27 protein-coding genes and 2 other annotated features are annotated in these 26,529 nt (G+C 39.2%); of the genes, 8 read left to right on the forward strand and 19 right to left on the reverse strand.

Features of this window, described 5'->3' with window-relative positions:
- Positions 1-58 precede the first annotated feature (58 nt).
- Positions 59-958 carry a cupredoxin domain-containing protein gene (locus tag K7887_RS16380; RefSeq protein WP_168865126.1) on the reverse strand — a complete coding sequence of 300 codons (900 nt, stop codon included), beginning with the start codon at positions 956-958 and terminating at the stop codon, positions 59-61.
- A gap of 217 nt (positions 959-1,175) precedes the next feature.
- Here K7887_RS16380 and K7887_RS16385 point away from each other — a divergent pair, with 217 nt between their 5' ends.
- The 6 genes from K7887_RS16385 to K7887_RS16410 all read left to right on the forward strand — a co-directional run bounded on the left by K7887_RS16385 (position 1,176) and on the right by K7887_RS16410 (position 6,981).
- The gene (locus K7887_RS16385) at positions 1,176-1,460 is read left to right on the forward strand and encodes a four-helix bundle copper-binding protein (protein WP_168865249.1); all 285 of its coding nucleotides are present in this window, start codon (positions 1,176-1,178) and stop codon (positions 1,458-1,460) included.
- Between the two features lie 184 nt (positions 1,461-1,644).
- Complete coding sequence (locus K7887_RS16390; protein ID WP_223490606.1) at positions 1,645-3,000, forward strand: sensor histidine kinase; 1,356 nt, start codon at positions 1,645-1,647, stop codon at positions 2,998-3,000.
- Positions 3,001-3,696, forward strand: a complete 696-nt coding sequence (locus K7887_RS16395) for a response regulator transcription factor (protein ID WP_168865128.1) — start codon at positions 3,001-3,003, stop codon at positions 3,694-3,696.
- Positions 3,697-3,717: 21 nt separating this feature from the next.
- Entirely contained in the window at positions 3,718-4,650 is a 933-nt protein-coding gene (locus K7887_RS16400; protein WP_168865129.1) for a F510_1955 family glycosylhydrolase, read from the forward strand.
- Complete coding sequence (locus tag K7887_RS16405; protein ID WP_168865130.1) at positions 4,643-5,293, forward strand: hypothetical protein; 651 nt, start codon at positions 4,643-4,645, stop codon at positions 5,291-5,293. The genes K7887_RS16400 and K7887_RS16405 overlap by 8 nt, the downstream gene beginning before the upstream one ends.
- Before the next feature lie 122 nt (positions 5,294-5,415).
- Positions 5,416-6,981 (forward strand): multicopper oxidase family protein, encoded by a 1,566-nt coding sequence (locus K7887_RS16410; protein ID WP_168865131.1) that lies wholly within the window; start codon positions 5,416-5,418, stop codon positions 6,979-6,981.
- 102 nt (positions 6,982-7,083) lie between these two features.
- Here the strand turns inward: K7887_RS16410 and K7887_RS16415 are convergent, their stop codons facing one another.
- Complete coding sequence (locus tag K7887_RS16415) at positions 7,084-7,800, reverse strand: YwmB family TATA-box binding protein (protein ID WP_223493679.1); 717 nt, start codon at positions 7,798-7,800, stop codon at positions 7,084-7,086.
- 160 nt (positions 7,801-7,960) lie between these two features.
- On the opposite strand from K7887_RS16415, the gene lgt reads away from it, so the two are divergent.
- A complete protein-coding gene (gene lgt, locus K7887_RS16420; RefSeq protein ID WP_168865133.1) occupies positions 7,961-8,779 on the forward strand; it encodes a prolipoprotein diacylglyceryl transferase in 819 nt (272 codons plus the stop codon).
- Between the two features lie 54 nt (positions 8,780-8,833).
- Here the strand turns inward: lgt and K7887_RS16425 are convergent, their stop codons facing one another.
- The 7 genes from K7887_RS16425 to K7887_RS16455 form a co-directional block, all read right to left on the reverse strand.
- Positions 8,834-9,418: a YdhK family protein gene (locus tag K7887_RS16425; protein ID WP_168865134.1), complete on the reverse strand. Its 585-nt coding sequence runs from the start codon at positions 9,416-9,418 to the stop codon at positions 8,834-8,836.
- 137 nt (positions 9,419-9,555) lie between these two features.
- The gene (locus K7887_RS16430) at positions 9,556-10,863 is read right to left on the reverse strand and encodes a murein hydrolase activator EnvC family protein (RefSeq protein WP_168865135.1); all 1,308 of its coding nucleotides are present in this window, start codon (positions 10,861-10,863) and stop codon (positions 9,556-9,558) included.
- Positions 10,864-11,207: 344 nt separating this feature from the next.
- On the reverse strand, positions 11,208-12,365 hold the full coding sequence (gene spoIIP, locus K7887_RS16435; protein WP_223490608.1) for a stage II sporulation protein P: 1,158 nt from the start codon (positions 12,363-12,365) through the stop codon (positions 11,208-11,210).
- A gap of 173 nt (positions 12,366-12,538) precedes the next feature.
- Positions 12,539-12,880 (reverse strand): hypothetical protein, encoded by a 342-nt coding sequence (locus tag K7887_RS16440; RefSeq protein WP_223490609.1) that lies wholly within the window; start codon positions 12,878-12,880, stop codon positions 12,539-12,541.
- A 74-nt stretch (positions 12,881-12,954) separates the two neighbouring features.
- Positions 12,955-14,388, reverse strand: coding sequence for an MATE family efflux transporter (locus tag K7887_RS16445; protein WP_223490611.1), 1,434 nt, complete (start codon positions 14,386-14,388; stop codon positions 12,955-12,957).
- A 72-nt stretch (positions 14,389-14,460) separates the two neighbouring features.
- The gene (locus K7887_RS16450; RefSeq protein WP_223490613.1) at positions 14,461-15,339 is read right to left on the reverse strand and encodes a hypothetical protein; all 879 of its coding nucleotides are present in this window, start codon (positions 15,337-15,339) and stop codon (positions 14,461-14,463) included.
- A 156-nt stretch (positions 15,340-15,495) separates the two neighbouring features.
- Positions 15,496-15,879, reverse strand: coding sequence for a hypothetical protein (locus K7887_RS16455; protein ID WP_168865138.1), 384 nt, complete (start codon positions 15,877-15,879; stop codon positions 15,496-15,498).
- A gap of 204 nt (positions 15,880-16,083) precedes the next feature.
- Between K7887_RS16455 and K7887_RS16460 the strand changes: the two genes are divergently transcribed.
- On the forward strand, positions 16,084-16,767 hold the full coding sequence (locus K7887_RS16460) for a multicopper oxidase domain-containing protein (protein WP_223490615.1): 684 nt from the start codon (positions 16,084-16,086) through the stop codon (positions 16,765-16,767).
- Here the strand turns inward: K7887_RS16460 and K7887_RS16465 are convergent.
- The 10 genes from K7887_RS16465 to K7887_RS16510 all read right to left on the reverse strand — a co-directional run bounded on the left by K7887_RS16465 (position 16,678) and on the right by K7887_RS16510 (position 26,460).
- The gene (locus K7887_RS16465; protein ID WP_223490616.1) at positions 16,678-17,430 is read right to left on the reverse strand and encodes a C39 family peptidase; all 753 of its coding nucleotides are present in this window, start codon (positions 17,428-17,430) and stop codon (positions 16,678-16,680) included. The genes K7887_RS16460 and K7887_RS16465 overlap by 90 nt on opposite strands.
- A gap of 486 nt (positions 17,431-17,916) precedes the next feature.
- Positions 17,917-18,504: a TVP38/TMEM64 family protein gene (locus K7887_RS16470; RefSeq protein ID WP_223490618.1), complete on the reverse strand. Its 588-nt coding sequence runs from the start codon at positions 18,502-18,504 to the stop codon at positions 17,917-17,919.
- A gap of 64 nt (positions 18,505-18,568) precedes the next feature.
- A complete protein-coding gene (locus K7887_RS16475; RefSeq protein ID WP_223490620.1) occupies positions 18,569-18,835 on the reverse strand; it encodes a DUF1294 domain-containing protein in 267 nt (88 codons plus the stop codon).
- 120 nt (positions 18,836-18,955) lie between these two features.
- Entirely contained in the window at positions 18,956-19,315 is a 360-nt protein-coding gene (rplT, locus tag K7887_RS16480) for a 50S ribosomal protein L20 (RefSeq protein ID WP_010195693.1), read from the reverse strand.
- 23 nt (positions 19,316-19,338) lie between these two features.
- Positions 19,339-19,539, reverse strand: coding sequence for a 50S ribosomal protein L35 (gene rpmI / locus K7887_RS16485; protein WP_010195692.1), 201 nt, complete (start codon positions 19,537-19,539; stop codon positions 19,339-19,341).
- 21 nt (positions 19,540-19,560) lie between these two features.
- Positions 19,561-20,079: a translation initiation factor IF-3 gene (gene infC / locus K7887_RS16490; protein ID WP_083800939.1), complete on the reverse strand. Its 519-nt coding sequence runs from the start codon at positions 20,077-20,079 to the stop codon at positions 19,561-19,563.
- Between the two features lie 56 nt (positions 20,080-20,135).
- Positions 20,136-20,274: a sequence feature (ribosomal protein L20 leader region), on the reverse strand.
- 290 nt (positions 20,275-20,564) lie between these two features.
- Positions 20,565-22,496 (reverse strand): threonine--tRNA ligase, encoded by a 1,932-nt coding sequence (thrS, locus tag K7887_RS16495; protein ID WP_223490622.1) that lies wholly within the window; start codon positions 22,494-22,496, stop codon positions 20,565-20,567.
- Positions 22,497-22,714: 218 nt separating this feature from the next.
- Positions 22,715-22,948 (reverse strand) — a binding site (T-box leader).
- 69 nt (positions 22,949-23,017) lie between these two features.
- The gene (gene ytxC, locus K7887_RS16500; protein WP_223490624.1) at positions 23,018-23,854 is read right to left on the reverse strand and encodes a sporulation protein YtxC; all 837 of its coding nucleotides are present in this window, start codon (positions 23,852-23,854) and stop codon (positions 23,018-23,020) included.
- Between the two features lie 122 nt (positions 23,855-23,976).
- Positions 23,977-24,876, reverse strand: a complete 900-nt coding sequence (locus K7887_RS16505; protein ID WP_223490625.1) for a diacylglycerol/lipid kinase family protein — start codon at positions 24,874-24,876, stop codon at positions 23,977-23,979.
- A 129-nt stretch (positions 24,877-25,005) separates the two neighbouring features.
- Positions 25,006-26,460: a replication initiation and membrane attachment family protein gene (locus tag K7887_RS16510; protein WP_223490627.1), complete on the reverse strand. Its 1,455-nt coding sequence runs from the start codon at positions 26,458-26,460 to the stop codon at positions 25,006-25,008.
- Positions 26,461-26,529: the final 69 nt, after the last annotated feature.

Genomic DNA, 26,529 nt, shown 5'->3' on the forward strand with positions numbered 1-26,529 from the left:
TGTTTTTATCTTAATTGTAAGATAAAAATGTGCAGATATTATGAAGAAACACACTTATTCATTTATTTGTAACTATTACCTTTCCTACCATCCCAGCTTTCTTATGACCTGGAACCGTGCAATAAAATTCATATTCCCCTATCTCAAGAGGGGTGAAACGAATCTCATTTTTACTATTTGCAAGAGCGTGCAGATGCAAAGGTCCCTTTAAATTATGATGACTACTTTCCATTGTTTTTACTGATAAGCCTTTTATCTCTATATCATGTTCCACTCCATCCATGTTGTTTAATTGAAGAATGATTTCCTCTCCTACTTTTGCCACAAAAGATGCAGGTGTGTAAGCATTGTTTACCGCCTGAACAGAAACTACCTTTGGATCTTTTGTGCCAGTAGCACGATGCTGATGTCCATGATCTGCTGATGGTTTTACTGCACCATGACTTAATTGAAAACCAAGAATCAGGTATGCACTAATTCCTACCATTGAGAAAAGTGGCTTTAAATACCACGATTTATTAAACTTATTTTGATCTTGGTTAGATTGACAAAACACAAAAAACAATAATAACGAACAAACACTTATCGTTAACAATAGGATTATCAAGAAGAATACATCCTTAGTTGAAATCATTTCTCCCAGCATAGCACCCATCATACCACCCATTAAACCTGACATGGCTCCTTCAATAGACGTAAGTAATCCGAGTCCTACACCCGCGAGTATACCAGCAACCATACCTAAAAATAGTGCAATTATTGTGGAGCTGAATAAGTCCCCTTGGTACATTACGCCAAATGTCAATCCAACTATCAAACTTATGGTCATTGCATAAGTCATGGATAAAATCATTCCCGCCATGGAAGGCAATCGTTTCTTCAATATTCTTGAAAGTACTAGGATTATACCTATTTCCATAATCAATGTTAATAAAATATACCAATAAAATACATGCATCGCGTACCCCTCCCCTCTAACATATCTATGCAAATGATGGTGGGACATGTATGCTGTAGTTTTACAATACTGTGCAGATAATAAGGATTTTTATTTTTAAGTATTAGGAAGTTAGCTGGAGGGGTACACCATTAATGTTTAATAAATCTTGAAAGGAGTTTTTCCATTGTTAATTAAAAATGAATATCAAGAATGTTTGGACGCCTGCTTGGCCTGTATGGAAGCCTGTAATTTTTGTTTTAATGCTTGTTTAAACGAGAATGATGTAAAAATGATGGCTGCCTGTATCCGACTAGATCGCTTATGTGCAGATACTTGTAGTCTTGCAGCGACAGCTATTCAATCAGATAGCCCATTCAAGGAAGAAATCTGCAGATTATGTGCCGAAATCTGTGCTGCCTGTGGAGAAGAATGTAGTAAACACACACACGAACATTGCCAAATTTGTGCGGACGCATGTTTTCGATGTGCAGAAGCTTGCAGAAGAATGATTACTGCATAATGTACTTTTTAAGACACGCCACTTATTGGCGTGTTTTTAATTTTGTTTTTTCCACTCACTACCCCTATAATACATACATCCAATTCAGTTAATAATGACAATTTTTTTGTTGCTTTCTGTCAATCTGCAAACTTTCTCGATAATTTCCGGATATTCTAAAACTATTACAAAGTAGGTGATGTACTTGAAGTTCTCAACCAAGCTAGGGCTTTGGTTCTTCTTTTGTATTTTAATTATTGAAACTGGTTCCATGCTTTTCCTTCATCAAAATGTCGTTCAATCCCTCGTTGATAATGAATTGAAGTCATTATCGGCAAGAGGAGATAGCCATCGAGATGTTCTGGAAGAATCTTTTATCGACAATACACTTCAACATATCGTATTAATGGAATCGAAAACCGATACGGAAGTGGTGATAACAGACCAAAGTGGAAATGTTATCGAATCTTCCATTGCCATCAATGACGAAATCACCTCCATTATTTTGCCAAGTACGCATGAAGATATGATCATTGAAGCAGATTGGGAGTCACAATCCTATATAGCCACTGCATCCCCATTCAGTTCGAATAGTGGGGTTAGGGGAACTGTCTTTATGCTAAAAAGCACTAACCAAATGAAAAGCTTGATTACCAACTTAAACCACCATTTCGGGATTGCTGTTATCATTATTTTATTTTTCCTGGTAATTACGAACCTCATCTTAGTGAAGCTTTTAACCAAACCCTTAGTATCCATGAAAGAAGCAACAAAGCGAATCAATGAAGGAGACTTCACGGTAACCCTTCCTGTGAAATCCAAAGATGAAATTGGAGAGTTGGCGAAATCCATTAAAACATTGGCAAGTAACCTAAACTACTTGCAACAGGAGCGAAAAGAATTTTTGGCAAGTATATCCCATGAGCTACGGACTCCACTCACCTATATCATCGGTTATGCTGATATTGGTCAAAAGCATAATTTAACGGATACTCAAAGGAATGAATATCTGAAGATTATTCATGAAGAATCGATTCGAGTATCAAACCTACTTGAGGATTTGTTCGAATTAGCCAATATGGATCAGAATTCTTTTTCGATTGCAAAGGAAGAAATCCAACTAGGGAAATTCTTGCAGACTATTTTTGAGAAGACTTATCCCGTATTCTCCAATTCCGGCATTGGTCTAAAGTTTAACTGCAAACAGAACTGCTTCGTGAATATAGATCCTTTGCGATTTGAACAAGTAGTACAGAATATATTGGACAATGCACTGAAGTATTCAGACAGAGGGACCACAACCATCGAATTAAGCAAAAAGGATAATATCTGCATACTCTCCATCTCTGACGAAGGTAAAGGAATTCCTGATGATCAAATCCCATATATATTTGATCGCTTATTCCGAGTGGAAAAATCCCGATCTCGCCTTACAGGTGGAGTTGGTCTTGGGTTATCCATCGTAAAGGAAATTGTAGATGCCCATGATGGGGAGCTGAAGGTGAACAGTGAAATTGGTGTAGGTACAACTGTATCGATTCTATTAAAGGAGGCAAAATAGATGAAACAAATACTACTGATAGATGACGAACAAAGAATGCTAGACCTTTTATCCCTCTATTTAACCCCGCACGGGTTTACCTGCATCAAAAAGACTACTGCTTTGGAGGGGATTCTGTTTCTGAGTGATCATGAAGTGGACCTCATTATTCTTGATGTCATGATGCCAACCATGGACGGTTGGGAAGCATTAGCTGCAATCCGAGACTTTAGTAAAACACCTATAATCATGCTCACAGCTAGAAATGATGACACCGATATGATAAAGGGCTTAAAGAACGGTGCAGACGATTACATTTCCAAGCCATTTAATGAAGATGTGCTTGTAGCAAGGATTGGAGCTGTGCTCCGTCGATCGGCCACAGAAGGGCCAACGGAAAAGCCATTACACTTCAAAGGTTTATCACTTGACTCTCTTTCTTACAAATTATCATATAATGGACAGCCTATTTCCATTACACCAAAAGAATTTGCCTTACTGGAGCTATTTTTAAAGTATCCGGATAAGGTCTTTTCACGGGACCATTTACTTTCTACACTTTGGGAATTGAAAGCAGAGACGGAAAACCGCACCATTGACTCCCATATTCGGAATCTTAGAGAAAAACTGCGACAAGTTGGTTTTAATGTGGACAGGCATTTAAAAACCATTTGGGGAGTTGGGTATAGGTGGAATGATAAATTTGAATCGAATTAGTAAATCCATGGAGGTTTAGAGATGAACAAGATAAAGAATTTTATTATGATAACAGTTATAAGTATGCTAGTTGTTGGATGTTCAACTAAAGAGCAAAATAAAAATAATGACTACTTTATAGAGGCAAAGGAAGAAACCATAAATCATATCCACGGGATTGGTTACTTGGGTGATGAGAAAGACTTAATTCTAGCAACCCATCATGGCCTTTTACGCTTTTCTGAAGGAAAATGGTACAAGACTAGTAAAAATAATCATGATTATATGGGATTCCAAGCAACAGATGAGCAATTTTTTTCCAGCGGCCACCCTGAGCTAGATTCCGACTTAAAAAATCCCTTAGGGCTTATTAAAAGTAGTGATCAAGGTGCTACCTTAGAAAGAATTGCTTTTTATGGGGAAATTGACTTCCACTATCTTGCGGCCGGATATAAGAGTCAAACATTGTACGTTTTTAATGAGCACGAAAATTCCCTGAAACAAGGTCTTCATTATTCGGTAGATCAAGGGGAAACATGGGAAGCTAGTTCCATGAAAGGAATATCTGCCAATGCCATCGGAAATATAGCTGCACACCCTACTTCTTCAGAGGATGTTGCTATCTCCACCAATAAAGGATTATTTATTTCTTCTAACTTTGGTAATGAATTCAAGTTGCTAACCAGCTCAAATTCTGTGACAACAGTGGAATATCAGGAGGACAGTCTGATTTACTTTATCCTAGAAAATAATGAAACCAAATTAGTAAAGTACAATTTTAAAAATGAAATAACTGACGAGTTGTCCCTACCTGAAGGGATTTCCAGTAAAAATCCCATTATGTTCATTGCCACTAATCCAGAGAATAGGTCAGAAATAACAGCCATCTCCTTGAATAATGACATTTATCAGTCCAACAATACTGGAGAAAGCTGGAATACATTAGTTGAAAAAGGTAACGTCTCTAATGAATAGAAGCCGTAAGCATATTGTTATCGGAGTCTGTTCCTTTTTGCTAAGTTATCTGATCGTACAAACCAGAAATGAATGGGCTCCCCTGCATGCTTGGAACCGTGCATTCGCAGATGTATCCTTATTCATGCTTGGACTTGTCATGGTTATAGGGCCAATCGTACGTATCCTCCCAGTCTTGAAGGGGCTGGTTGCATGGCGAAGATCGTTAGGGGTATGGTCTGGAATTCTTGCGCTTATTCATACGATTATCATTCTAGATGGATGGGTTGAATGGGATTTTACACGATTGTTTTTCATTTTCACTCCATTTGGTCAAGAATGGGTATTGCATCCTGGTTTCGCACTCGCTAATGCAATCGGAATAATTGCGGTGCTATACTACCTTATACTAATGATTACATCGAACAATCTGAGTATTAAAGTATTAGGTAATTCAGCCTGGAATTATTTACAGAGTAAAACAAGCACTCTTTATCTTTTGGTTTTGTTGCATACTCTTTATTTTTTGTATTTTCACAAACCGGAAAATCCTAACTGGATGAAAGGTCCTTTTATAGCCATTATTGTTTTGATTTTCTTATTTCAAATAGCAGGATTTGCATGGACCATTCGAAATAGAATCAAAAAAAAAGTAAACAAATAAAACTTGTTTACTTTTTTTATTGGACTGTCACAAATTGTTACTTTTTCTAATAATGGAATTCCATAATTTCTGCAATCATTTTTGATAACATTCTCCTTGAAACTACTTAAGGAGGAATAATCATGAAACTAAAGCTGATAGCTTTACTATCTTTTACGGTAATATTTTTGGCGGCATGTTCGGATATGAGTAACATGGATCATGGTGAAATGAATATGAGTGATTCTTCAACTGAACAAGAGAAAGAAAAACTCCCTGAAACAAAAACTACCTCAACTGAAGTATTCTCTGAGAATGAAATAACATTGGTTGCAAAAGAGGCAGCTCATCAATTAAACAATAGTACAGTGGTAAACGCCTGGACCTTTAATGGTTCTGTTCCTGGTTCTCAAATACGTGTTCAGGAGGGCGAAGATATAACAATTCATCTAAAAAACGAACTTAAAGATCCTGTTTCCATTCATTGGCATGGCCTTCCTATCCCAAATGCAATGGATGGAATTCCCGGTGTGACCCAAAACGCTGTTCAGCCTGGCGAGACCTTTACCTATAACTTTACTGCCACAGTTACCGGGACATACATGTACCATACACATCAAGACGGTGTCAATCAACTTGATAAGGGCCTATACGGTTCTTTCATTGTAGAACCTGCTAATAAGACATATGACAGAGATTACTCATTAATGTTGGACGAGTGGATGAGTGACCCTAAAGGCTCTTCCATGAGTGATATGGAAGACATGGACCATGGAAAAATGAATGATAAAGAAAAAGAAAATCAGGACAGTTCAATGTCCATGGAGGGCATGGGCCATAACATGGACGGCTACGACATCTTCACCATTAACGGAAAAAGCGAAGATTTGATTGAGCCGTTAAAAGTGAAAGAAGGGGAAAAAGTTCGAATACGGCTTGCGAACATAGGGTTCATGTCACATAAAATACACCTTCATGGGCATCAATTTAAAGTAGTAGCAATTGATGGTCAGGAACTGAACGCTCCACAAGAACTAGAAAATCAATTATTGTCTATTGCACCTGGTGAGAGGTACGATATTGAATTCATTGCTGACAATCCAGGTGTTTGGTACCTTGAATGCCATGGGGAAATGACAGGAACAGAAGGAATGAAAACAAAAATACAATACGAAGGATATACGGAATCCAAAGATAAGCCAAATCCAAAAGAAAAACTACCTGAGTTTAACTTTAATGACTATGGTGAAGCAAAAAGTGGATTTTTTGAGATGAACCAACAGTACGATCTGGAGTACACGATGAATTTAGATACCGAGATGGAAAAGAAGGAGATGGTGTATACCATCAACGGAAAAACTTTTCCTGAAACAGAGAATATCATAGTAAAAGAAGGAGACAATGTCAAAGTGAAATTGGTCAACAATTCAGCCACAGATGACCATCCTATGCACCTTCATGGCCAATTTTTCCAAGTACTAAGCAAAAACGGAAAACCAATAGAAGGATCTCCAGTCATTAAAGACACCATCAATGTAAAACCCGGTGAAGAATATGAAATCGCATTTAAAGCAGATAATCCAGGAAACTGGCTCTTCCATTGCCATGATTTGCACCATGCCGCAGCTGGAATGGTGACTCAAGTAAAATATGAGGGTTTTAAACCTGATTTCAATCCAGATCCAGAAGCGAATAATAAACCAGAGTAAAATTACCACAACTCATAAGGATACCAAAGCCTCTTTCACCACGAAAGAGGCTTTGGTTATGCCTGTCTGGCGGAAAACTAGATGTAAAAATATATTTTTCTCCTAGTATTCTTCTGTAATGATAGGAATTCCGATTGTAATTTGTAAGTTTGAATTGGACGGTTCCCTTCTTAAAGCCACTTGAAGATTAAATCGCTTATTGTTGGTGGAAGGTAAACTGAAAGCCCAATCCTTGTTAAAGGCTGACACCGAAACAAGGTTTTTTTCTTCAAGCCCTTCCACTTTATCAGCAGATAGGTTTTCCAAAAGTAAATTTGCTTTTACATTTAAATCCGAGTTGATATCAACATCTAATAAACTTCCCTTCACTGTAAAGTATATACTGTTCTTCAATTCAATATCATTAACGAAGCTTCTATAATCCTTTTCTGACCATCCTCCTCTTGTATAACTGTAAGTCTGTACTACTTGATATGAATGATCCTCCTTATAAGCCGTAACCGTTATTCTTTCCCTTTCGATGTCACTCTTCATATTAGTTCCTACAATTAAATAATGATGATCCTGTTCCATGTCGGTGGACCATTCGAATTTTGTGTAATCTTTCTTTAACTTCGCTTCTATTTCCTTGATTACATCCAAATTATTTACATTAAGTTCCTCACGGGAATAAATCGTCCACTCATGTATTATTACTCCCTGATTTTTAAGTATGTTAATAGTAGATAATAACTTATCCTTTTCATCCATGGATTCCCTATATTGACTATCTATTACCATGAAACCAGCTATAAAAATAAGAATAATGTATAAAAGCATTTTCACGATTCCATTTCACCTCCCGATTATAACCCTGCTTATAAATAAATTTAAGCAGATAAATATTCGTTGAATTTCTGTTACAAATAATGCACAAATTCTGGACAAGTTTTCGCTAAACTTAATTGATTAAATCTTGATAGAATAGGAGCTTCCAGATATGAATTCTTTACAGGCTATAGATAGAGTAGCATTCGAAATTGGACCATTTACAATCTATTGGTACGGAATAATTATTGGGATTGGAGTACTTCTAGGTTGGTACCTTGCAACCCAAGAGGCAAAGAAATTAGGGTTGAGTAAGGAAATATTTTCAGATCTACTAATTTGGGCAATTCCTATCGCAATTGTCAGTGCAAGATTATATTATGTCGCATTCAATTTGGATTATTATTTAGATAATCCAGGAGATATCTTTGCGATATGGCAAGGTGGTATCGCCATACATGGTGCTCTGCTTGGAGGTGTCATAGTTGCTTATATATACACCCGAAAAAAGCGTGTTTCCTTTTGGCAATTAGCAGATATAGCAGCCCCTAGCATCATTTTAGGTCAAGCAATTGGAAGGTGGGGGAACTTTATTAACCAAGAAGCACACGGTACTGAAGTTTCACGATCCTTTTTGGAGGGGTTATATCTCCCTAATGTCATCACGAATCAAATGTTTATTGCGGGAGCCTACTACCATCCCACATTTTTGTATGAATCACTTTGGAATTTAGCTGGATTTGGTGTTTTGTTATTTTTGAGAAGACTCCCCATCAAAAGAGGTGAAATTTTTCTCTCTTACTTGATTTGGTACTCATTCGGAAGATTCTTTGTTGAGGGTTTAAGGACAGATAGCCTTATGATAGGAGAGGTCCTAAGGACAGCCCAGATTCTTTCCTTATTAATCATTCTTCTTGCCATTTTTCTAATTTGGTTCAGAAGAAAAAGTGGCTATGCAAAAATTCTTTATCTTAATGATTACAGAAAATAACTTTTTCCATAAAAAATAGCTTGTAGTATAACGCTACAAGCTATTTTTATGGCTTTATTCTTCTGATGATAATTCACTTTCTGTTACCCACTTATGATTGGTTACTTCCTCTCCACTGTCTTTCAAAGTGAAGTCTACCATATAAACGGTGGTTTGTTCCGCTGAATCAATAACTGCAGTTGCACCCTCCATACCTTCCATATGTTCAGCTTCTACCTTTACTTCAGCACCAGCTTCATAAGGTTCTTCCTGTCTATCCGCTATCTCTTCGTGGATGATCCATTTATGATCTTCGACTCTTTCTCCACCATCGGTTGGGTCATAAGATATGGTATATACCGTTGTATCATATGCTCCAACAATCGTAGCTTCTGCACCTTCCATACCTGGCATGTGAGCCTCAGTAATAACCGCTGTACTTCCAACTGGGAATGCAGGACTTTCTGCTTCCTCCAGTCCTTCAGGGACTTCACCGGAACCGGACATATCCATTCCGGAATGGTCCATTCCGGAGTGTTCACCTTCTGAATTTTTCTCTTCATTTTCGTTTGAAGCTGTATCGTTTCCGTTATTCGAGCATGCAGATAATACTAGCAATCCAGCAAGAGCACCAAACAATATTAGCTTTTTCCAACTCATTTTTGTTTCCTCCTCCAAAATTAATATAATTATTATACCCAGAAAATTTGCAGAAATTATGGACTTACTCGATTTCATTCTATATTTCACAAAAAATTAAAGATCCAGTTAAGCAACCTTTAACTTCTTCCATAAACTTAGAAAGAAATGTATTTCCTCGGGTTCACCGCATTCGATTTGGCATTATTCCAATTACCTTCATGCAGCTCGAAGTGAAGGTGGTTTCCAAAAGAATAACCTGTGTTGCCCATTCCTCCTAGATACTCCCCTTTTTCCACATATTGTCCTTGACTGACAGAAAGATTATCCATATGAGCATACACGGAAGTATAAGTCTGTCCATTAACACTATGTGTAATGATTACCCAATTTCCATAAGAACTACTATAAGATGCATTTGTTACATAGCCATCAGCAACAGCTACAATTGAAGTTCCTCTTGGTGCAGCAATATCTATTCCATAATGGTAACGGGGTTGACCATTTAATACATCATATCCAAATTCAGTAGTAAATACCCCATTTGTAGGGGCAGTCCATACTCCTTCACTGACAGGAATATGAACTGGGCTATTTACCTGTTGTGGTTTAGAAGTTGCTACTTTTTGCTTTTGTTCTTCTGCAGCTTTCCTTTCTCGTTCCTTTTGCCTTGCTAATTCAACTAATCGCTCCTGCTCAGCTATAATGCTCTCTTCAATACCTTTCTCTAACTCGTACAATTCATTGCTCTTTTCTTCAAGGTCAACCTGCATTTGTTCTATTTTTTTCTGTTGAGCTGTAAGACTGTTGATAAGTTCATTTTTTTGTTCCTTTTGTGAACCTAAACTTGCAATAAACTTATCTAGTTCTTTCTTTTGAGTTTCCAAATTTACTAATTCTTCCCGTACTTCTTTTTCTTTTTGTGTTAATGAATCCTGTTCTTTCTTTTGTTCGTCAATTATATCGCGGTCTGCCTGTACGAGTGTACTTACTGCTGTTAATCGATTTATGAGGTCAGCAAAGTTCTCAGAATTCAAAATAACTTCTAGATAGTTATTATATCCTCCGTTTGTTTGAAAGGCACGAGCCCGATCTTCTAATAACGCTGCCCTCTTTTCCAGCTTTTCTTTCAGTACCTCTATGTCTTTTGTCAACTTTAAAATATTTTCATTCGTTTCTTTAATATTTCCATTTACGGATTTTATTTCTTTATCCGTATTGGATATTTCCATGTCTAACTTTTTAATTTGGGCTGTCAAGTCATTTTGTTGAGCTATAATACTATCAATTTTTTTATTATTGTTCTCGATACTTCTATCAATTGACTGACGTTCTTGCTGAACATCCTGTTTTTTCTGCTTTAAACTATCAATCTCTTCAGCTGAAGTGGAGTGAGGAAAAAAAGCATTACTAACTGACAATAATGCAACTACAAAATATCCAAGAAACCTTTTATTTTTATTCATTTGAAAACTCCTGTTATAATTATTTCCTCTTCCTATGTATGGATAGCAAATTAATGAGGATTCGAATGCATTTTGTGTCGAAAAACAGAATCTATTATCGAACTTCCTTATCTTAACACTGTCTAGTGCTTAGTAGATAACCGTTGTCTTACAAATTCTTCTCATGCTAGTAACATTTTCTAGCATTTTTTGTGCAGAAAAAAACAGTCTCTTAGCGCAGGCTAAAAAACTGTTGTCTCTATCATAAATTTCCTATATATATTTTCTCAGTTTAAACTAGTATATATTAGAATACATTATCAGCAAACATATACTATACTCAATTCTTGGTATACCTTCGTATGTTAAAAATCACCAACATCTTTATCTTCCCAAACCAGTTCACTAAAATACTTAGCAAATACTTCCACAGAATTATCTAACTCCACCATAGTATTATCTACTCCCCCTACTTCTAGTAGAATAGATCTATCGGATAAATCTTGGTTATAAATCCCGTCACCTTCGGATTTATTCTTTATAACTACACCTCTACTTAAACCCGGAAAGTGTTCTTCTATAGCATAGTGGAGATTACTTGCGAAATCCAGATTCTCCTTGAAATTTTTATTCTCTTCTCCAACAATAAACAATAGTTTAGCGTAATCTTTACCATTTATTTTAATATGAGTTTTATCTTTTCTTACAGAATCTCTGTGAATATCAATCAAATATTTCAGTTCATTATTGGAACTTAATACTTCTTCAACCACCTCTCTTGAGTACTGATATGAGTTATAATAATTCCAGCCCCGTGAAAGTAATTGTTCAGTTACATTAGTAGTGTTATGTTTGGCGACTATTCCATGACTTAATAACTTCCCTTTTAGCATATTTCCTACAGCTATAACGTTAACTTTAGAATTATTACTTGTTGCCTCATCAGGTGTTTTGGCACCCTTTAACAAAGGTAAAAATGATTCCCAACTATGCGATTGATAAATGTAAACTAATTCCTTTTCATTCGTTTTTTCTGGTGCAGGAGGTGGAGATATTTCTTCTTCTATTTCTTCTAATTGTTCATGTGCAATTTCCCTCTCCTTCAATAATACTTCCATGGGAGGAGAGGATTCATGTGGAAGAGTAGTATAGTTCGTCCCTTCTCCTGCAATATGTATCCTGTAGTCAAATGCATAAAAGCCTGGAATTTCATTTCCTAACAAACTCCTGACATCATTAGGTTTAATATTAGTGGCTAATTGAAATATCATACTTTGAATCGGTATTTTATCTACCTCTACTCCTTTTCCAATCATATAATGATTTTGGCTTTGAAGTGCACTTAAAAAAATATTTGTATTATTTATCTTGTATAACCAAGTGCCAATAATTTCTGAAGAAAGCTTATTTGTAAAAGCAGTACTTATTACAGTTACCAATAAAAGCGATATGATGATAGACAAAAAAGTACTATTTAAATAGAAGACCAAAATATTATTAGATGAACGTTTAGTAGAATTCATTTTAGCTCCCTCCTCATTCTAGTATTTATCCTATGAATGAAGCAGTTAAAATAGAAGGAGATAATGTATGCTTAGGAAAATAGTTACTATATACTGAAAAGGATGATACGATTAAAGTATCTTTACCTTTAATCGTATCATCCTGATATTTATTCATGACAAGTTGAGAACTATTAATAATTATTAACTGACTTAGAAAGTTGAGCATTACGGGTTCTCGGATCGCAATCTGCAACTTTATCTTTTGTGCTAGATACCCAGCGGTCTTTGTTAAAACGAGTCCATAGAACAATTGCTCTAAAGACTATATCAATTCCAATAGCTATCCAAACGCCTGCCAAGCCCATTTCTAGCACTATCGCAAGAAGGTAGACTGTCCCAGTTCTTATAAGCCACATGCCTATGATGGTCAGATACATAGGATACTTTGTGTTGTTTGCACCTTGATATGCACCTGTTAATATTTCCTGCAATTTGGTGAACAGCAAAAGTATTAGTTCCAAGTGCAAAAACACTTGCAAAAGCTGCCCCGACAATTCCATATGCAGGAATGAACCAGAATCCAACTATTAAGAAGACTGTATGCTTGTTAATAGTTATTTGCGCAAGCTGACATGGTTTCTTTTGTTGTTTGAGGGTGACAGTGCGATTCTGGTTCTGGTGCCTTTTCGAGTGCCATCCATTTTCCCCGTTTAAATTGTATTGCCAATACTATTGCACGAAATGCTATATCTGCTCCTATCGCTATCCAAACTCCCGCGAGTCCCCAGCCCAGCTTGATTCCAAGAAGATAGACAAGTACGGTTCGTACCGCCCACATCCCGAATCCAGTAAGGTACATCGGGAATTTCGTGTTGTTTGCCCCCTGGAATGCTCCTGTAAGCACCATTAATACAGCGAGGAATGGCTGGAACATACCCGAAATCTTTAGTGCGGTACCTATATCATCAATAACTTGCTGTTCGTCGGTAAAAAATCTGCCAGCCCAGTCACCGAGGAAGAAGAGCAAGGCACCGAGCAGGGTCATCGCTCCTACTGTGAGATAGGTGGATAGTTTGGCATAATGCCTGGCTTCTTCAAGATTGCCCGCACCGATTTGCTGGCCAACCAAAATTGTGGCTGCTGTAGCAAATCCATATCCAATCATATAGGAAAATACTTCGACATTGCCGGCAATCTGGTGGGCGGCAAATGCATTGGTACCAAGGGCAACAACGAAACCGAAATAAACAATTTGGCCGGCACGCATGACCAGTCTCTCGCCTGCAGCCGGTGCTCCAAGGGTAGTCAGTTCCATCAGATGTGTCCTGTCAATACGCCAGTAATCTCTTCTGAAGGTAAGAGTTGCTGTTCTATTGACATAGTAAAATAATGCAATGCTGCCGATTAATCTAGAAATGACGGTTGCGATCCCTGCTCCAACGATGCCCATTTCAGGTATGAACAAAAATCCGAATATGAGGACATAATCCAGAACGGCATTCACAATATTGATGACAATACTGACCTTCATTGGGGATTTTGTATCGCCTGCTCCTCTAAGAATAGCGCTTAATACAAACATGAAACTCATCACAATCGACGGGATTCCAACAATCCTAAAATATAGAGCCCCTGCCTCTAAAACTTCCGCTTCTATCCCCATCAGTTTTAGCAGCGGTTCAGCGAAAATCCAGGTAATAATTCCTGTTAAGATGCCAAATATGGCAGCAAGAACGATTGATTGCTGTGAAATATGCCTTGCTTTTTCCGGAAGGTTAGCACCAAGGAAGTTTGCAATCCTTACATTGGCTGCTACCCCAATTGCCATAAATAACGCAAAATATATCGCAAGAACTGCATTGGTGACCCCTACCGCCGAAACTTCTGCCAGACCGATTTTTGATACAAAGTATGTATCGACAAAGCCGAGGACCGTCTGGAAAAAATTTTCGATGACTGCTGGAATAGCCAGTATCGTAATGATTTTCAGTCGTCCTTTGTTCGTTTGCGGCCTGTCAATTTTCCCTTCAATCTCCTTCACGTTTGTACCTCCTTTCTAGAAAATTGAACAATAGCACACAATCCTGTGTGCCATTGCTGAAACTGATGCCTATTACTTGACTTCAATCACAAAAGGCACCGTATAAAGTTTTTGTTTGTACTTGAACTGCCCCCAAATTTTATACAATCCACCTTGGGGAAAGCTGGTCATATACTCGACATTTGGTCCTTTTTCGTTTTCATCTACTGGGTGAACATGGAGAAATTCATTCATATCCTCACTGACAATCACGACATGTCCTGCAGAACCAAGATAGGGTTCAAGTTCAGTAATTGGGTTTCCTTCCTTATCATTTAGGGTGAAAATCAAACTTATATGCTCATCTACTTGCGCTTCTGGGAGAATCAGCTCGATTGTCAGGTCGTCTATCTCCTTTTTCAAAAGCTTATCAGGAACCACCTCTTCCATTGTTTCCGAACCGTTTACGACAAGCTCATGAGACGCAAGCTGCTGATTTGCCCCCTCCGGCAGGAAATCTGCATATAATTTATATTCCCCTGCCTTTGGGAAGGTTGTCTTTACCTGAAATTTGCCTTTCCCACGATAATGCGGATGAAGATGCTGAAAAACAGACAAATCCTTTTTGATTGCCAGTAGGTGCATTTCTTTTTCATGCACAGCTAAAAAAGCCTCGATAACCTCCCCGGAGAAATCTTTGATGTTAATAAGAATTTCTGTTTCTTGACCAACTTTGACCGTAAGAGGGTTCGAGGTCCAATCAACCTGTATTTTTGATGACGTTGCCCCACCTTTAGGTTTGTTCTCGTGATGGTCGGTGTGGTCTTGATAGGAATCCACCATGCTATGTCCTTGATGATGTTCATAACTGACATGTGGTGCTCGACTAGTCTGGCTACTATCTCTTGTCATTCTTGCGGTCTGCCTGTTGTCATGATTGTTTACAGTACTATGATCATTTTTAGGATTCATCTCCCGACCTCCAATCAAAATCTATTCTTCCATCATATAACTGAAATGATTCATGACTTTCTTTTGTTCATCTGGCGTACCCATAGGCGTTACATCTGCTTCAATCTCTTTCAGGAATTCAGTAACCATATTTAGCAGTTGCCCTTGCTGAAGTGCCTATTCAATATGAGTCTGTTTGACCTGATGGTCCTTCATTTTAAGAGCTGAGAAGAAGTTCTCCTTCGCCATTGCCTCTGTTGAAACCTTAATCTCTAATGCGATATGCTTGTCCATCAGCTGTGACCCTCTAGATGTAGTTTCGAGCTGACCCTCCGGAAGCTCATCGAAATCCGGAAGCTTCTCAAAATCACTTTTGTCAGGATCGAGCATATCCATCATGATACGCACATGGCTTCTTAAAATCCCTACCTTAGTATTTAGCAATTCAAGTAATTTTTCTTCTTTTACTTCTCTTGCCATAAGCTTTACTTTCAATATCATGCCGTCATGGTTAGGTAGGTGAGTTGCTAGTAACCCTAAGTCAGATGCAGGTAATAGCATATTTTTATTCCTCCCTAATTTCTTTGGCTTTACTAGTTTCTACCCCAGGTTTCTTGAACTAAACTCCATAGAAAATGCATATTTGACTACAGTGAGCAGTATTGTTTGTAATTATAAACCGGCGCTTATAAAATACACAGCGAGGAATTGTGTATTTAAAAATAATGTCATGTAAAAGCTAGATAAGAATTAAAGGAGGTAAAAATGGTGAAAAAAATTGTTATGCCCGCACTTATCTTATTGATTCTGCTCATTGTGGGCGGCTGGTTTTTTATGAGGGTTTTTGGCGGCATGAACGGCAACATGCCTGGACAAGGGGGAGGAATGATGGATGATGGTATGATAGGTAACGATAACGGAGAGGTTGAAGATATGAAGAATGACTCATTCGCTGATGGAGGAACCTCTCTTCCCATTCCCCCCATCCTAAAAGATGAGAATCCGGACCCAGGAAAAGCAGAGTTCACTCTTGTTGCCCAAAAAGGAACCATGGAGTTTATAGAAGGCAAACCAACAGATACGTTTGGATATAATGGCGATTACCTAGGACCCGTGATTCGTGTAAAAACTGGAGATGATGTTTCGATCAAGGTGAAAAATGAGATTGATGAAGCAACCACTGTCCATTGGCATGGACTAGAAGTTGACGGCGACCAGGATGAAGGCCCTCATTCCGGTATCCAGCCTGGAACCACGTGGAATCCGCAATTCAAAATTGAACAAAATGCTGCTACATTATGGTATCATCCCCATCTGCTCCATGAAACTGGCGAACATGTATATAAAGGACTTGCTGGTCTATTTATAATTGATGATGAAGATAGTGAGAACCTGGACTATGACCTGCTTGCCCATTTGCTCCCAGTTCTTCTTAAAACTTCTGTATGATTCTTTCCTGTTTTTTATACCAGTGATAGGATCGTTAAAATATATATGGTCATCGTTGTATCCAGTAATTAGCACGGAATGTTCTTTGTAAGTGATTGATTCAGGTCCTAATGGCGTTATCCATTCCTCAAAATAAGATGCCGGCAGCTTTTTATAGGTTGTATTAATGATCACCCATATGGGAAGGTCCAAGGATAAATAGGTTTTAATTTCGGAAAAGTCAGCTCCCGTTATATCCTTTACTTTACCAGGTAAGTATTTTTCTGCCAGCTCAGCTATTGGTCTATGATAAACACCAAATCCGGGTTTCTTATAGGTATACATATCCCCAATATAGCCATCGTTTGGATGTCCCCAGTTAGGTACACCCTCTCTTTTCTCGAGCAACACCGGATTCTTCTTAATGCCTGAAGCTAATTCCATTTTATCCACATCAATATCATTGTATTGAAGTAACATTGCAAGACTAGTTACTTCACATTCTCGTGGAAGTTTGGGAAATTGTTTAACCACTGGTGCGTAAAGAAGCACTTTATCCTTTATTCTTATAATCAAATTTACCTTTATTGAGCCTTCATTTTCATTGCTTGGCCTACAACATTCCCCCCACACTTCATTTTCTTTGTTTATAATAAAAGTGACGGCCAATTGTCTTAGCTTCAAAAAATCGACCCCTTTCATTTTCGCTTCAAAATCCTACCTGTATACTGACTTAACTTATAATTCCAGATGTGGCCTTACGATTCCTACCTTATTCCAGAATCTGGCCCGATTGCGGAATAAGCATGACTAGACAATTTGATTATAGAACCAGCGGCCTCAAATAGGATTTAAGACTAAATACTCGCTATAGGATCTTGAGAAACGTTCTATAGCAAATTTCATTGAAAGTCCCACTTTGGTCGTCTTAAATCCTTATACACAGTACATTATGTTTATATCCCCTATAGAAACAACAGCTTCTTTTATTCCTAGTTTTCAATCAGAGTGTGAATCCAAAAAAAAGCCTATTATCTGCACCCTGTAGGTAGTAGGCTTTTTAAATTTAAGAATTATTTTAGTAAGTTAATCGGATTCCCATCATTATTTAAGAACAGTCTATTTACTTCCTCTTTTATCCAAAATAAGCGTTAATCCTCTAAATAAGCGTTAACCTCTTTTATATTGCTTTTCTTTATGAAAGAATTGTTCCCACTTCATGACGACGACTTTTTGTCTCATTACCAGCATGAGGAGTAAGAGTCCTATAAGCACAACAAGCATGGCAGTTGGGGAAAATTCCGTGATGAATTGGCCAAAGACGGTATAGATGATTGCGAGAGGAATATTAGTCAGGAGAGAAGCTTTTGCATAGTGAGAGAAGCTTTTTGTCGTTTCAATCAAGCAGAGAGAAAGTAAGTGGAAGTGGATGAATGGGATCAAACGCATGACAGTGATCTGTCCAACCGAGAAATTTGCCCGGTTGCCAAAGAGCCTTTCTTTCATTCTTAAAATTTTCCCGAATATGCCGGGAAACTGCTGGTATAGAAAGTAGAAAAATAAACTGGATAATGTTAAGCCTGCCACAGAGTAGATGCTGCCGATTACCCCGCCGAACAAGGCTCCACCTGCAATGCAGATGATGACTACCGGAATAAACAAAACTTGTCTTAATATATGGAAAAGAATAAAACCAAGAGAAGCCAGCCACCAGTGACTTTCAATCACGACAAAGAGTACGTTCATTTTTTCGTCCATTTTGGCTTGCCTCCTAGTTTTAATATTAAAGCTTATTCAACTATCAATATTTTATGTTAACTTATCAGGCTATGAGAAAATACCCCCAAAACCCGATATGTAAAAATGTTATGAATGGTAGACCTATCCGGAATAACAGACGCTTTGTTTTATGGCGGAAGGTTTGCATCCCCATCCACGTACCAAGGGCACCGCCAAGCAAGGCAATTCCCCATAGATGTAATTCAGGTATTCTCCAGCGATGTTCGATGGCTCTTTGTTTATCTACTTTCATAATAATGAAGCCTACAATGTTTATAAAGATATAATAACCGACGAGTACTTCCATCATATCCTCCGACGTTCGAATGTGTGCACACATTTTGTAGACTGACTTCCCTATCAGTCTCGATATTATTTTATCAAAACACAAAAGAGGCTACCAAATTGTTAGCCTCTTTTGTTTGGATAATTATTTATTTAAGCTGTTTTTCGCAGCAGTTGCCAATTCAGCAAATGCTTTTTCGTCGCTAACTGCTAGCTCAGCTAACATTTTGCGGTTTACTTCGATTCCAGCTACTTTCAAACCGTGCATTAGACGGCTGTAAGAAAGACCGTTCATGCGAGCCGCTGCGTTGATACGAGCGATCCAAAGCTTACGGAAGTCGCGTTTTTTCTGGCGACGATCGCGATAAGCGTACATTAGGGATTTCATTACTTGTTGGTTAGCTACTTTATATAAAGTGTGTTTAGAACCGTAATAACCTTTGGCTAATTTAATGACTTTTTTACGACGTTGGCGTGTTACTGTACCGCCTTTAACTCTTGGCATTATGAATACCTCCTATAAAAATATTATCTTAAGTTGTCTAACATGTGACGGATGCGTTTGAAATCACCTTTGCTTACCATAGCTGATTTACGCAATTTACGCTTTTGCTTTTGAGACTTGTTAGCGAATAAGTGACTTGTGTATGCGTGAGAACGCTTTAAGCTACCAGATCCAGTTTTCTTGAATCTTTTCGCTGATCCGCGATGAGTTTTCATTTTAGGCATTGGAGTTCCTCCTCATATGAATTACTTTTCGTTTTTAGGTGCCAGTATTAAGAACATGCTACGCCCATCCATTTTTGGATGAGACTCAATTGTTGAAACTTCTGCACAAGCTGCAGAGAAACGATCTAGCACACGCTGACCGATTTCTTTATGCGTAATCGCACGTCCTTTGAATCGGATCGATGCTTTTACTTTGTCTCCTTTTTCAAGGAACTTGATTGCATTGCGAAGTTTCGTATTGAAGTCATGCTCATCAATAGTAGGACTTAAACGAACTTCCTTTAAGCTGATTACTTTTTGGTTTTTACGCGCTTCTTTATCTTTCTTCTGTTGCTCGAAACGGAACTTTCCGTAGTCCATAATTCGGCATACAGGAGGTTTCGCATTAGGCGCAACCATTACTAAGTCAAGGTTAGCACGTGCTGCAATTTCCAGCGCTTCTACTTTTGACTTAATTCCTAGCTGGTCTCCATTTTGACCGATTAGACGTACTTCGCGGGCACGAATGCCATCGTTTACCATCATGTCCTTGCTAATAATTAGCCACCTCCAAGGTTTATTCCGAATACCGTTTGACGAACAATTTACTCTTTTGTACAAACAAAAAAGTGTGGGTATACACATACACCCACACTTTACGATTACGTAAGTAAAAGATAGAATCTTTCTCGTAAAACCTGCCAACTGCATGAGATGCGTCAATCAGGTGAGAAGCGGGTGCTTCTTCTTGTCCTCAAACAAGTATTCAATTTGACCTTGTATAATATATCATTAATGATGATTGATTGTCAAGAATTCGTATCAAATGAAACAACGTTTTAAATGATATCAGATAAATTGCGATTGTGCAATAGTTTTTTTCTTTATGGTTAAACTCCCTGTCTCCTTTCGTTCCGGGTGGTCGCTTTCCGCGGGACGGTGCTTGAGCCTCCTCACTTCGTTGCGGGGTCTCAAGCTACCGCTACTCCCCCGCTGGAGTCGACCACCCTGCACTTCAGTCGACAGGGGGAATTATAAAGCTTAGCTTATCTCTTCGCTTCTTTCACCAGTTCTTCCACAAATTTCTCTAGTGAGATTGTTTCGGATTTTTGTTCGCCGTATTTACGGACGTTTACTGCGCGTTCTTGGATTTCATTGTCTCCCAGCACTAGCATGTATGGAATCTTTTGCATTTGTGCTTCACGGATTTTGTAGCCGATCTTTTCGTTTCTTTCGTCAATTTCTACGCGAATTCCTTTTGATTTTAGAAGGTCTTGCACTTCTTTTGCATAATCAAAATGCGCATCTGGTGATACAGGGATCACTTGGACTTGTACTGGCGCCAACCAAGTAGGGAATGCACCTTTGTACTCTTCGATCAGGAATGCCACAAAGCGTTCCATTGTCGATACGACACCGCGGTGGATAACAACCGGACGGTGCTGCTTGCCGTCTTCCCCAACATAAGTCAGGTCGAATTTCTCTGGCAATAGGAAGTCAAGCTGTACAGTGGAAAGAGTCTCTTCTTTTCCAAGGGCAGTACGTACTTGAACGTCTAACTTAGGACCATAGAATGCCGCTTCGTCGATTGCTTCGAAATAATCAAGACCAAGCTCATCCATTGCTTCCTTCAGCATGCCCTGTGCTTTTTCCCACATTGCATCGTCATCGAAATACTTCTCTTTATTTTCAGGATCACGGTAGGATAGACGGAAAGAATAGTCATCCAGGCCGAAATCTTTATATACTTCAAGAACCAGGTTCACAACACGCTTCAGCTCATCCTTGATTTGATCAGGGCGGACGAAGATGTGTGCATCGTTCAGAGTCATGCCACGTACACGCTGTAGTCCTGCCAATGCACCTGACATTTCATAGCGGTGCATTGTTCCAAGCTCAGCAATACGTACAGGAAGCTGACGGTAACTGTGGATGCTGTTTTTGTACACCATCATATGATGAGGACAGTTCATTGGACGAAGAACAAGTTGCTCGTTATCCATTTCCATTGGAGGGAACATGCCGTCCTGATAGTGATCCCAGTGCCCGGAAGTTTTATAAAGCTCCACGCTTCCCATTACAGGAGTATAAACGTGGTCATAGCCAAGCTCTACTTCTTTGTCGACGATATAGCGCTCGATTACACGGCGGATTGTTGCACCCTTCGGTAACCATAGAGGTAAACCTTGCCCCACTTTTTGGGAGTTGAAGAAAAGGTCCAGCTCTTTCCCGATTTTACGGTGATCGCGCTCTTTTGCTTCTTCCAACAGGCGAAGGTGCTCATCAAGCTCTGCTTTTTTAAAGAAAGCTGTTCCGTAGATACGTTGCAGCATTTTGTTTTTGCTGTCGCCTCTCCAGTATGCACCTGCAATGCTTAGCAATTTAAATTCTTTAATTTTCCCAGTGGATGGTACATGGATTCCACGGCAAAGGTCAAAGAACTCACCTTGTTCATAAATGGAGATAGTTTCTCCTTCAGGCAGTTCGCGAATCAATTCAAGCTTCAACTCATCATTCAGCTCTACGTAGCGGCGCAGCGCTTCTTCTCTGCTCACTTCCACACGAACAACATCCAAGTTTTCGCTGACGATTTTCTTCATTTCTTTTTCGATTTTTTGAAGGTCTTCTGGAGTTAAAGACTCCTCCATGTCTATATCGTAGTAGAATCCGTTCTCGATTACCGGACCGATTCCTAGTTTCACGTTGCCGTATAGGCGTTTGATCGCTTGTGCCATCAAGTGGGCAGTACTGTGTCGCATGATTCCAAGCGCTTCGTCGGAGTCTTGCATGATGATGCTGATTTCTCCGTCTATTTTAATCGGGGAACGCAGGTCAATGAGTTCTCCGTTCAGTTTTCCAGCGATTGCTTTCTTTTTCAGACCCGGACTGATGGATGCAGCGATATCTTCTGTTGTCGTACCACGTTCAAACTCCTTTACCGCTCCGTCTGGAAATGTGATCTTCATTAATTCCGACATCTCTGTCACCTCTTCTTTAGAATTTTTTAGGTTCGGTTTGACACCGCTGTTAATTTCCTCAAATGGCTTCGCTTTCCTAGGGGCGCTGCTGGAGCCTCCTCGGCAAGCCTGCGGGGTCTCCACCTAGCGCTATCTCCCTCAGGAGTCTTCGCCTTTTGCTCCAATCAACAGCTAGAGATTAACTGAACCAAAATAAAAAAACCCGCCCCTCATATAATATAAGGGACGAGTTTAATATCCGTGTTTCCACCCAAGTTCCCATCTTTTAAAAAGACTAAAAGACGGCTTCATTATTAGATAACGAGGGATTTCCCCGTCAACAGCTACTGCGATGTTCACCGTTGAAGTTCAGAGGTGGTTAGGGTTTTAATCGTGATAGGAAGCTTACAGCCGGTGACTTCCCTCTCTAAAATCCGTTTTTAAAACACTCATGTCCTCATCGATACTTTTTGAGCTATGAAGTTAAAATTGATTATGTAGGTTATTATATTCTCCTGTTACAGGAAAATCAAGTGGTCACTTTAATCAATTTTACTTTTATTTTGCCCAAAATAGTGAAAAGGTAAAACAACGGCACGTTCTTCAAATATATTGCGTATGGTCTCCACAAGCTGATGTTCCGTATTATCCGTGTAGAGAAACAGTTTTTTCGGCGCGATAGAAACCAAGGGTGCAAGTACGACCGAGTCTATATAATACGAATAATTATTAAAATGAGTTCTGTTCATAAACTTGATGAGCTGGTTTTTTGGTATATGCGAGAAAGACTTATCATAAAAATCGAATTGATATTGATAGACAAGGTGCAATTCTTCAAGCTTTGAATCTGTTGTCGTCAGCAATTCCCGCAGCTGATGGACGAACGATTGGTATTCCTGTTCCAGCTTATACTCATCAATCGCCGCTTCTACAAATACCTGCAACCCTTCAAAGTATTCTTTCAACCTGAATGTGATAAAGGAATCAAATGAAAACGATATGGGCTTTTGAAAAAAGGACTGCATGACAGACTCCAACTGGGCATCACGCTGTTCTATAGCCGGAAGATTTGGAATATCAGCCCGTTCTCCGAGAAGGATTGATTGCAGAATACAGAGAATCTGTTCTTGTTCTTCTTCCTCTTTATAATAAAACGTATTTTCCAATACCGACAATATCCATTCTTTTTCTTTGGTACGGTGAATGTAATACTTCAGCACCGGAACAATGGTGTTTCTGTAAAAATGAACATCCTTTGATTCCACGACGATTTTTTCTTTATGTAAAGAAAGGATAGAATCACTCTCAGGATTTTTTTCTAATACATTCATATATATCGCATTTGCGTCCGATTCATTTCGAAAGGAAATCTCAAACAAGTTTGTCCCCCCTTTGATACACCTAATTCAATGTATATGGGCAGGAGGATGGAAAAATGAATAAATATAAAAAAATATGCGCCGGCCCATCTAGAGAAAGGACTAGCGCATATTATTATTCTTCACTCAAATGGATAATCGCCAATGATTACTTCTAGATGTCCTGGAAGAATGGAGACAGTAGAAGGGGTATGGTAGGTCTTTTCTCCGTCTGTATCGATTTCTTGATTGGGAGTGGCTTTGATTTTCAGTTCCTTTGCTCTGAAATAAACTAAATCGTCGTTCCCTTCTGCTGGAAGCTCCTTTTGAAGTCTTGTTTGCATCCATGTCCAAAGCTGGGCAATGGAGGTCTGCTTGATAATCATTACATCCAGTTCCCCGTCCTGTACGCTGGAAGAGGGGAAAAACGACTGAATACCGCCCAGAAAAGAACCATTACCTATCAGAAGCATGACAGCATCCCCTTCATAAGATTGTGTTTCACTTTCTATGGTAAGCTGAAACGGCTCCTCTTCCATTACCGTTTGTCCGGCGCTAATGTAATAGGACAGTTTTCCAAGCAGCTGTTTCGTCCCGCTGTCGATGTTATCTGAAACCTTTGATACCAATCCAATTCCCCAAAAATTCAAGAAGTATTGATTATCACTTTTTCCGACATCCACCGTTTCTGTACGCTTCTCCATGATCTGTTCCACTGCTTTGATAGGATGCTGATTGATTCCAAGCGTTCGTGAAAAATCATTACAGGTTCCGCCTGGTATGATGGCAAAAACAGGTCTCTTTTCCAAAGGAGCCAAAGCGTTGATTAATTCAAAGATGGTACCGTCCCCGCCGGCACCGATTAGAAGATCCACATGGTTCGCCAGTTTCTCCACGAGTCTGGCACCATCACCTTCTTTTTGGGTTGGATGAATGGTTACTTCATCAAATGTACTTAAGAGCTTTTCTTCTATCTGTTCAATGGAATTGATCAACTTTTTGTTCCCGGCATTGGGATTAACGATCACCGCTACTCTCTTCAAAGGTTATTTCCCCTTTTCTTTAGTCTTATAGTAGACGATACCCTTTTTTGGTAGTATTAACATCTTTTTGAGAAATAGCATCAATAAAAGAAGGCAGCATCCCTAAAAAAGGTATATGCAGCCTCTACACTATGGATCTAACCTTATCTTTTTCTCTTTCATTTTCGCCAATCGTTCCATCAGCTTCTGTTTTTCGTCCTCTTCTACTTCCTTGAACTTGTCGGACTGACTGCCTGCAGCATCTGTTTCAGTTGCCGCTCCGTCCGAACTGACAAAACGGTTGCGCACCACTTTCCCTGTTTTCGCTTTAGAGGCGCTTCCTCCACCAGCACTCTTATCAGCCTGCTTTGTATCCGCCCAGTTCTGATACTGGCGATGCTCCTCTTTGGCAAGTTCCATCGCTTCACTGACGGTTTTCACTTGTTTACGCGCCCAATGACTTGCAATCTTCTCCACGTATTTGCGGTTCAGCTTCATATCTGTTTTCAACAACACATAATAAAGCAACACATTCACGACTCCAGGTGTTAATTGTTGTTTGAACATGACGTCTTCCACAATTCGGAGGTCTGAAGCAGAAGGTTCCGAGCCACCAGAAAGATCTGTGAGCATTTGCTTTGGAGAGACATTCTCCAGCTGTTGGATGAGCTGTTCATCTTTTGTTGCTGGCTTTTTATCCGTAAACTGCCTCAAGTTCAGCGGCTGTGTTTTCTCCACAAGGCCCGGCAATGTATCTTGGTATTCCAGCTGATACCAATCCCTTGCTGCCTTACGCAGTTTCTCTAAATCCACTTTTTCATCAACATCAATCACATTCATCATCAAATCGCGCATAGATATCGGATCGATGGTATAGATGAAGGACAGTTTCACAATCGCTTCCTTCACTTTGGCGGTGATTGATTTTTTCGGGATGACTACCTCAGATAGCCCTGCAAAAAACAGATCAAAGTCAAAGATTTCTTGACTTACCTTTGGATCGCTTCCCTTTTTGCGCTCCAGCCACTCTTCTCCCTCTTCTAGTGGCAATTCCTCCATCATCTCTTCATTCGCGGCATATGCCATGTTTTCTGACTGAACAGATTGGAAGACATCACTGAAACTTCTTGTCACTTCCTGGTATTCATCCACAGGGATAACCTTATCGGAAAAGTATTTCTTCACACTTGCGTATTTATTTTTCCCTAGTCGATTATATAAATAAATGGTTAGCATTGGTTCTGAAAAGAATGCTTCCGGGGAGAGTGGAGGTTGAAGTTCATAAATGAAGGTGCGAAGCTGATCATCTTCCTTGACCCACGTTTTTAAAAGACCGATGCCTTCAAGTTTTATTCTTTCCTGATGGATATCCTTTAGGTTGCATTGCATCGTCGTCATAATGCCATGATGCGTCGTCTCCCCGCCCCACAAGCGATCTTGGTCCAGCTCACTCCAGAGGGTCATATATAAACTGTATCCCCTGAATCCGAGCAAAGGTTGATATAGCATTGTTAGGAGTTTACGGTCAAACTGTTGGAGCACTCCATTTGAACGGACAATATACCGGTCTACAGGGACCAGCTCTTTCCAATGGCGATCAGACATGAAACATCCAAACCTTTCTCTTTTTAAAATAATGGAAAGAGAGAGGCATATAAATTCCTCTCTCACTTA

It is taken from the genome of Sutcliffiella horikoshii, assembly GCF_019931755.1.
GTDB classification, from domain to species: Bacteria; Bacillota; Bacilli; order Bacillales; family Bacillaceae_I; genus Sutcliffiella_A; species Sutcliffiella_A horikoshii_E.

Excerpts from the sequence above, each read along its gene's own strand:
- K7887_RS16380 (WP_168865126.1), bottom strand. The coding sequence starts at position 958 with ATGCATGTATTTTATTGGTATATTTTATTAACATTGATTATGGAAATA.
- K7887_RS16385 (WP_168865249.1), top strand. The coding sequence starts at position 1,176 with ATGGAAGCCTGTAATTTTTGTTTTAATGCTTGTTTAAACGAGAATGAT.
- K7887_RS16395 (WP_168865128.1), top strand. The coding sequence starts at position 3,001 with ATGAAACAAATACTACTGATAGATGACGAACAAAGAATGCTAGACCTT.
- K7887_RS16400 (WP_168865129.1), top strand. The coding sequence starts at position 3,718 with ATGAACAAGATAAAGAATTTTATTATGATAACAGTTATAAGTATGCTA.
- K7887_RS16405 (WP_168865130.1), top strand. The coding sequence starts at position 4,643 with ATGAATAGAAGCCGTAAGCATATTGTTATCGGAGTCTGTTCCTTTTTG.
- K7887_RS16410 (WP_168865131.1), top strand. The coding sequence starts at position 5,416 with ATGAAACTAAAGCTGATAGCTTTACTATCTTTTACGGTAATATTTTTG.
- K7887_RS16415 (WP_223493679.1), bottom strand. The coding sequence starts at position 7,800 with ATGCTTTTATACATTATTCTTATTTTTATAGCTGGTTTCATGGTAATA.
- lgt (WP_168865133.1), top strand. The coding sequence starts at position 7,961 with ATGAATTCTTTACAGGCTATAGATAGAGTAGCATTCGAAATTGGACCA.
- K7887_RS16425 (WP_168865134.1), bottom strand. The coding sequence starts at position 9,418 with ATGAGTTGGAAAAAGCTAATATTGTTTGGTGCTCTTGCTGGATTGCTA.
- K7887_RS16430 (WP_168865135.1), bottom strand. The coding sequence starts at position 10,863 with ATGAATAAAAATAAAAGGTTTCTTGGATATTTTGTAGTTGCATTATTG.
- spoIIP (WP_223490608.1), bottom strand. The coding sequence starts at position 12,365 with ATGAATTCTACTAAACGTTCATCTAATAATATTTTGGTCTTCTATTTA.
- K7887_RS16450 (WP_223490613.1), bottom strand. The coding sequence starts at position 15,339 with ATGAATCCTAAAAATGATCATAGTACTGTAAACAATCATGACAACAGG.
- K7887_RS16455 (WP_168865138.1), bottom strand. The coding sequence starts at position 15,879 with ATGCTATTACCTGCATCTGACTTAGGGTTACTAGCAACTCACCTACCT.
- K7887_RS16460 (WP_223490615.1), top strand. The coding sequence starts at position 16,084 with ATGGTGAAAAAAATTGTTATGCCCGCACTTATCTTATTGATTCTGCTC.
- K7887_RS16470 (WP_223490618.1), bottom strand. The coding sequence starts at position 18,504 with ATGGACGAAAAAATGAACGTACTCTTTGTCGTGATTGAAAGTCACTGG.
- K7887_RS16475 (WP_223490620.1), bottom strand. The coding sequence starts at position 18,835 with ATGATGGAAGTACTCGTCGGTTATTATATCTTTATAAACATTGTAGGC.
- rplT (WP_010195693.1), bottom strand. The coding sequence starts at position 19,315 with ATGCCAAGAGTTAAAGGCGGTACAGTAACACGCCAACGTCGTAAAAAA.
- rpmI (WP_010195692.1), bottom strand. The coding sequence starts at position 19,539 with ATGCCTAAAATGAAAACTCATCGCGGATCAGCGAAAAGATTCAAGAAA.
- thrS (WP_223490622.1), bottom strand. The coding sequence starts at position 22,496 with ATGTCGGAATTAATGAAGATCACATTTCCAGACGGAGCGGTAAAGGAG.
- K7887_RS16510 (WP_223490627.1), bottom strand. The coding sequence starts at position 26,460 with ATGTCTGATCGCCATTGGAAAGAGCTGGTCCCTGTAGACCGGTATATT.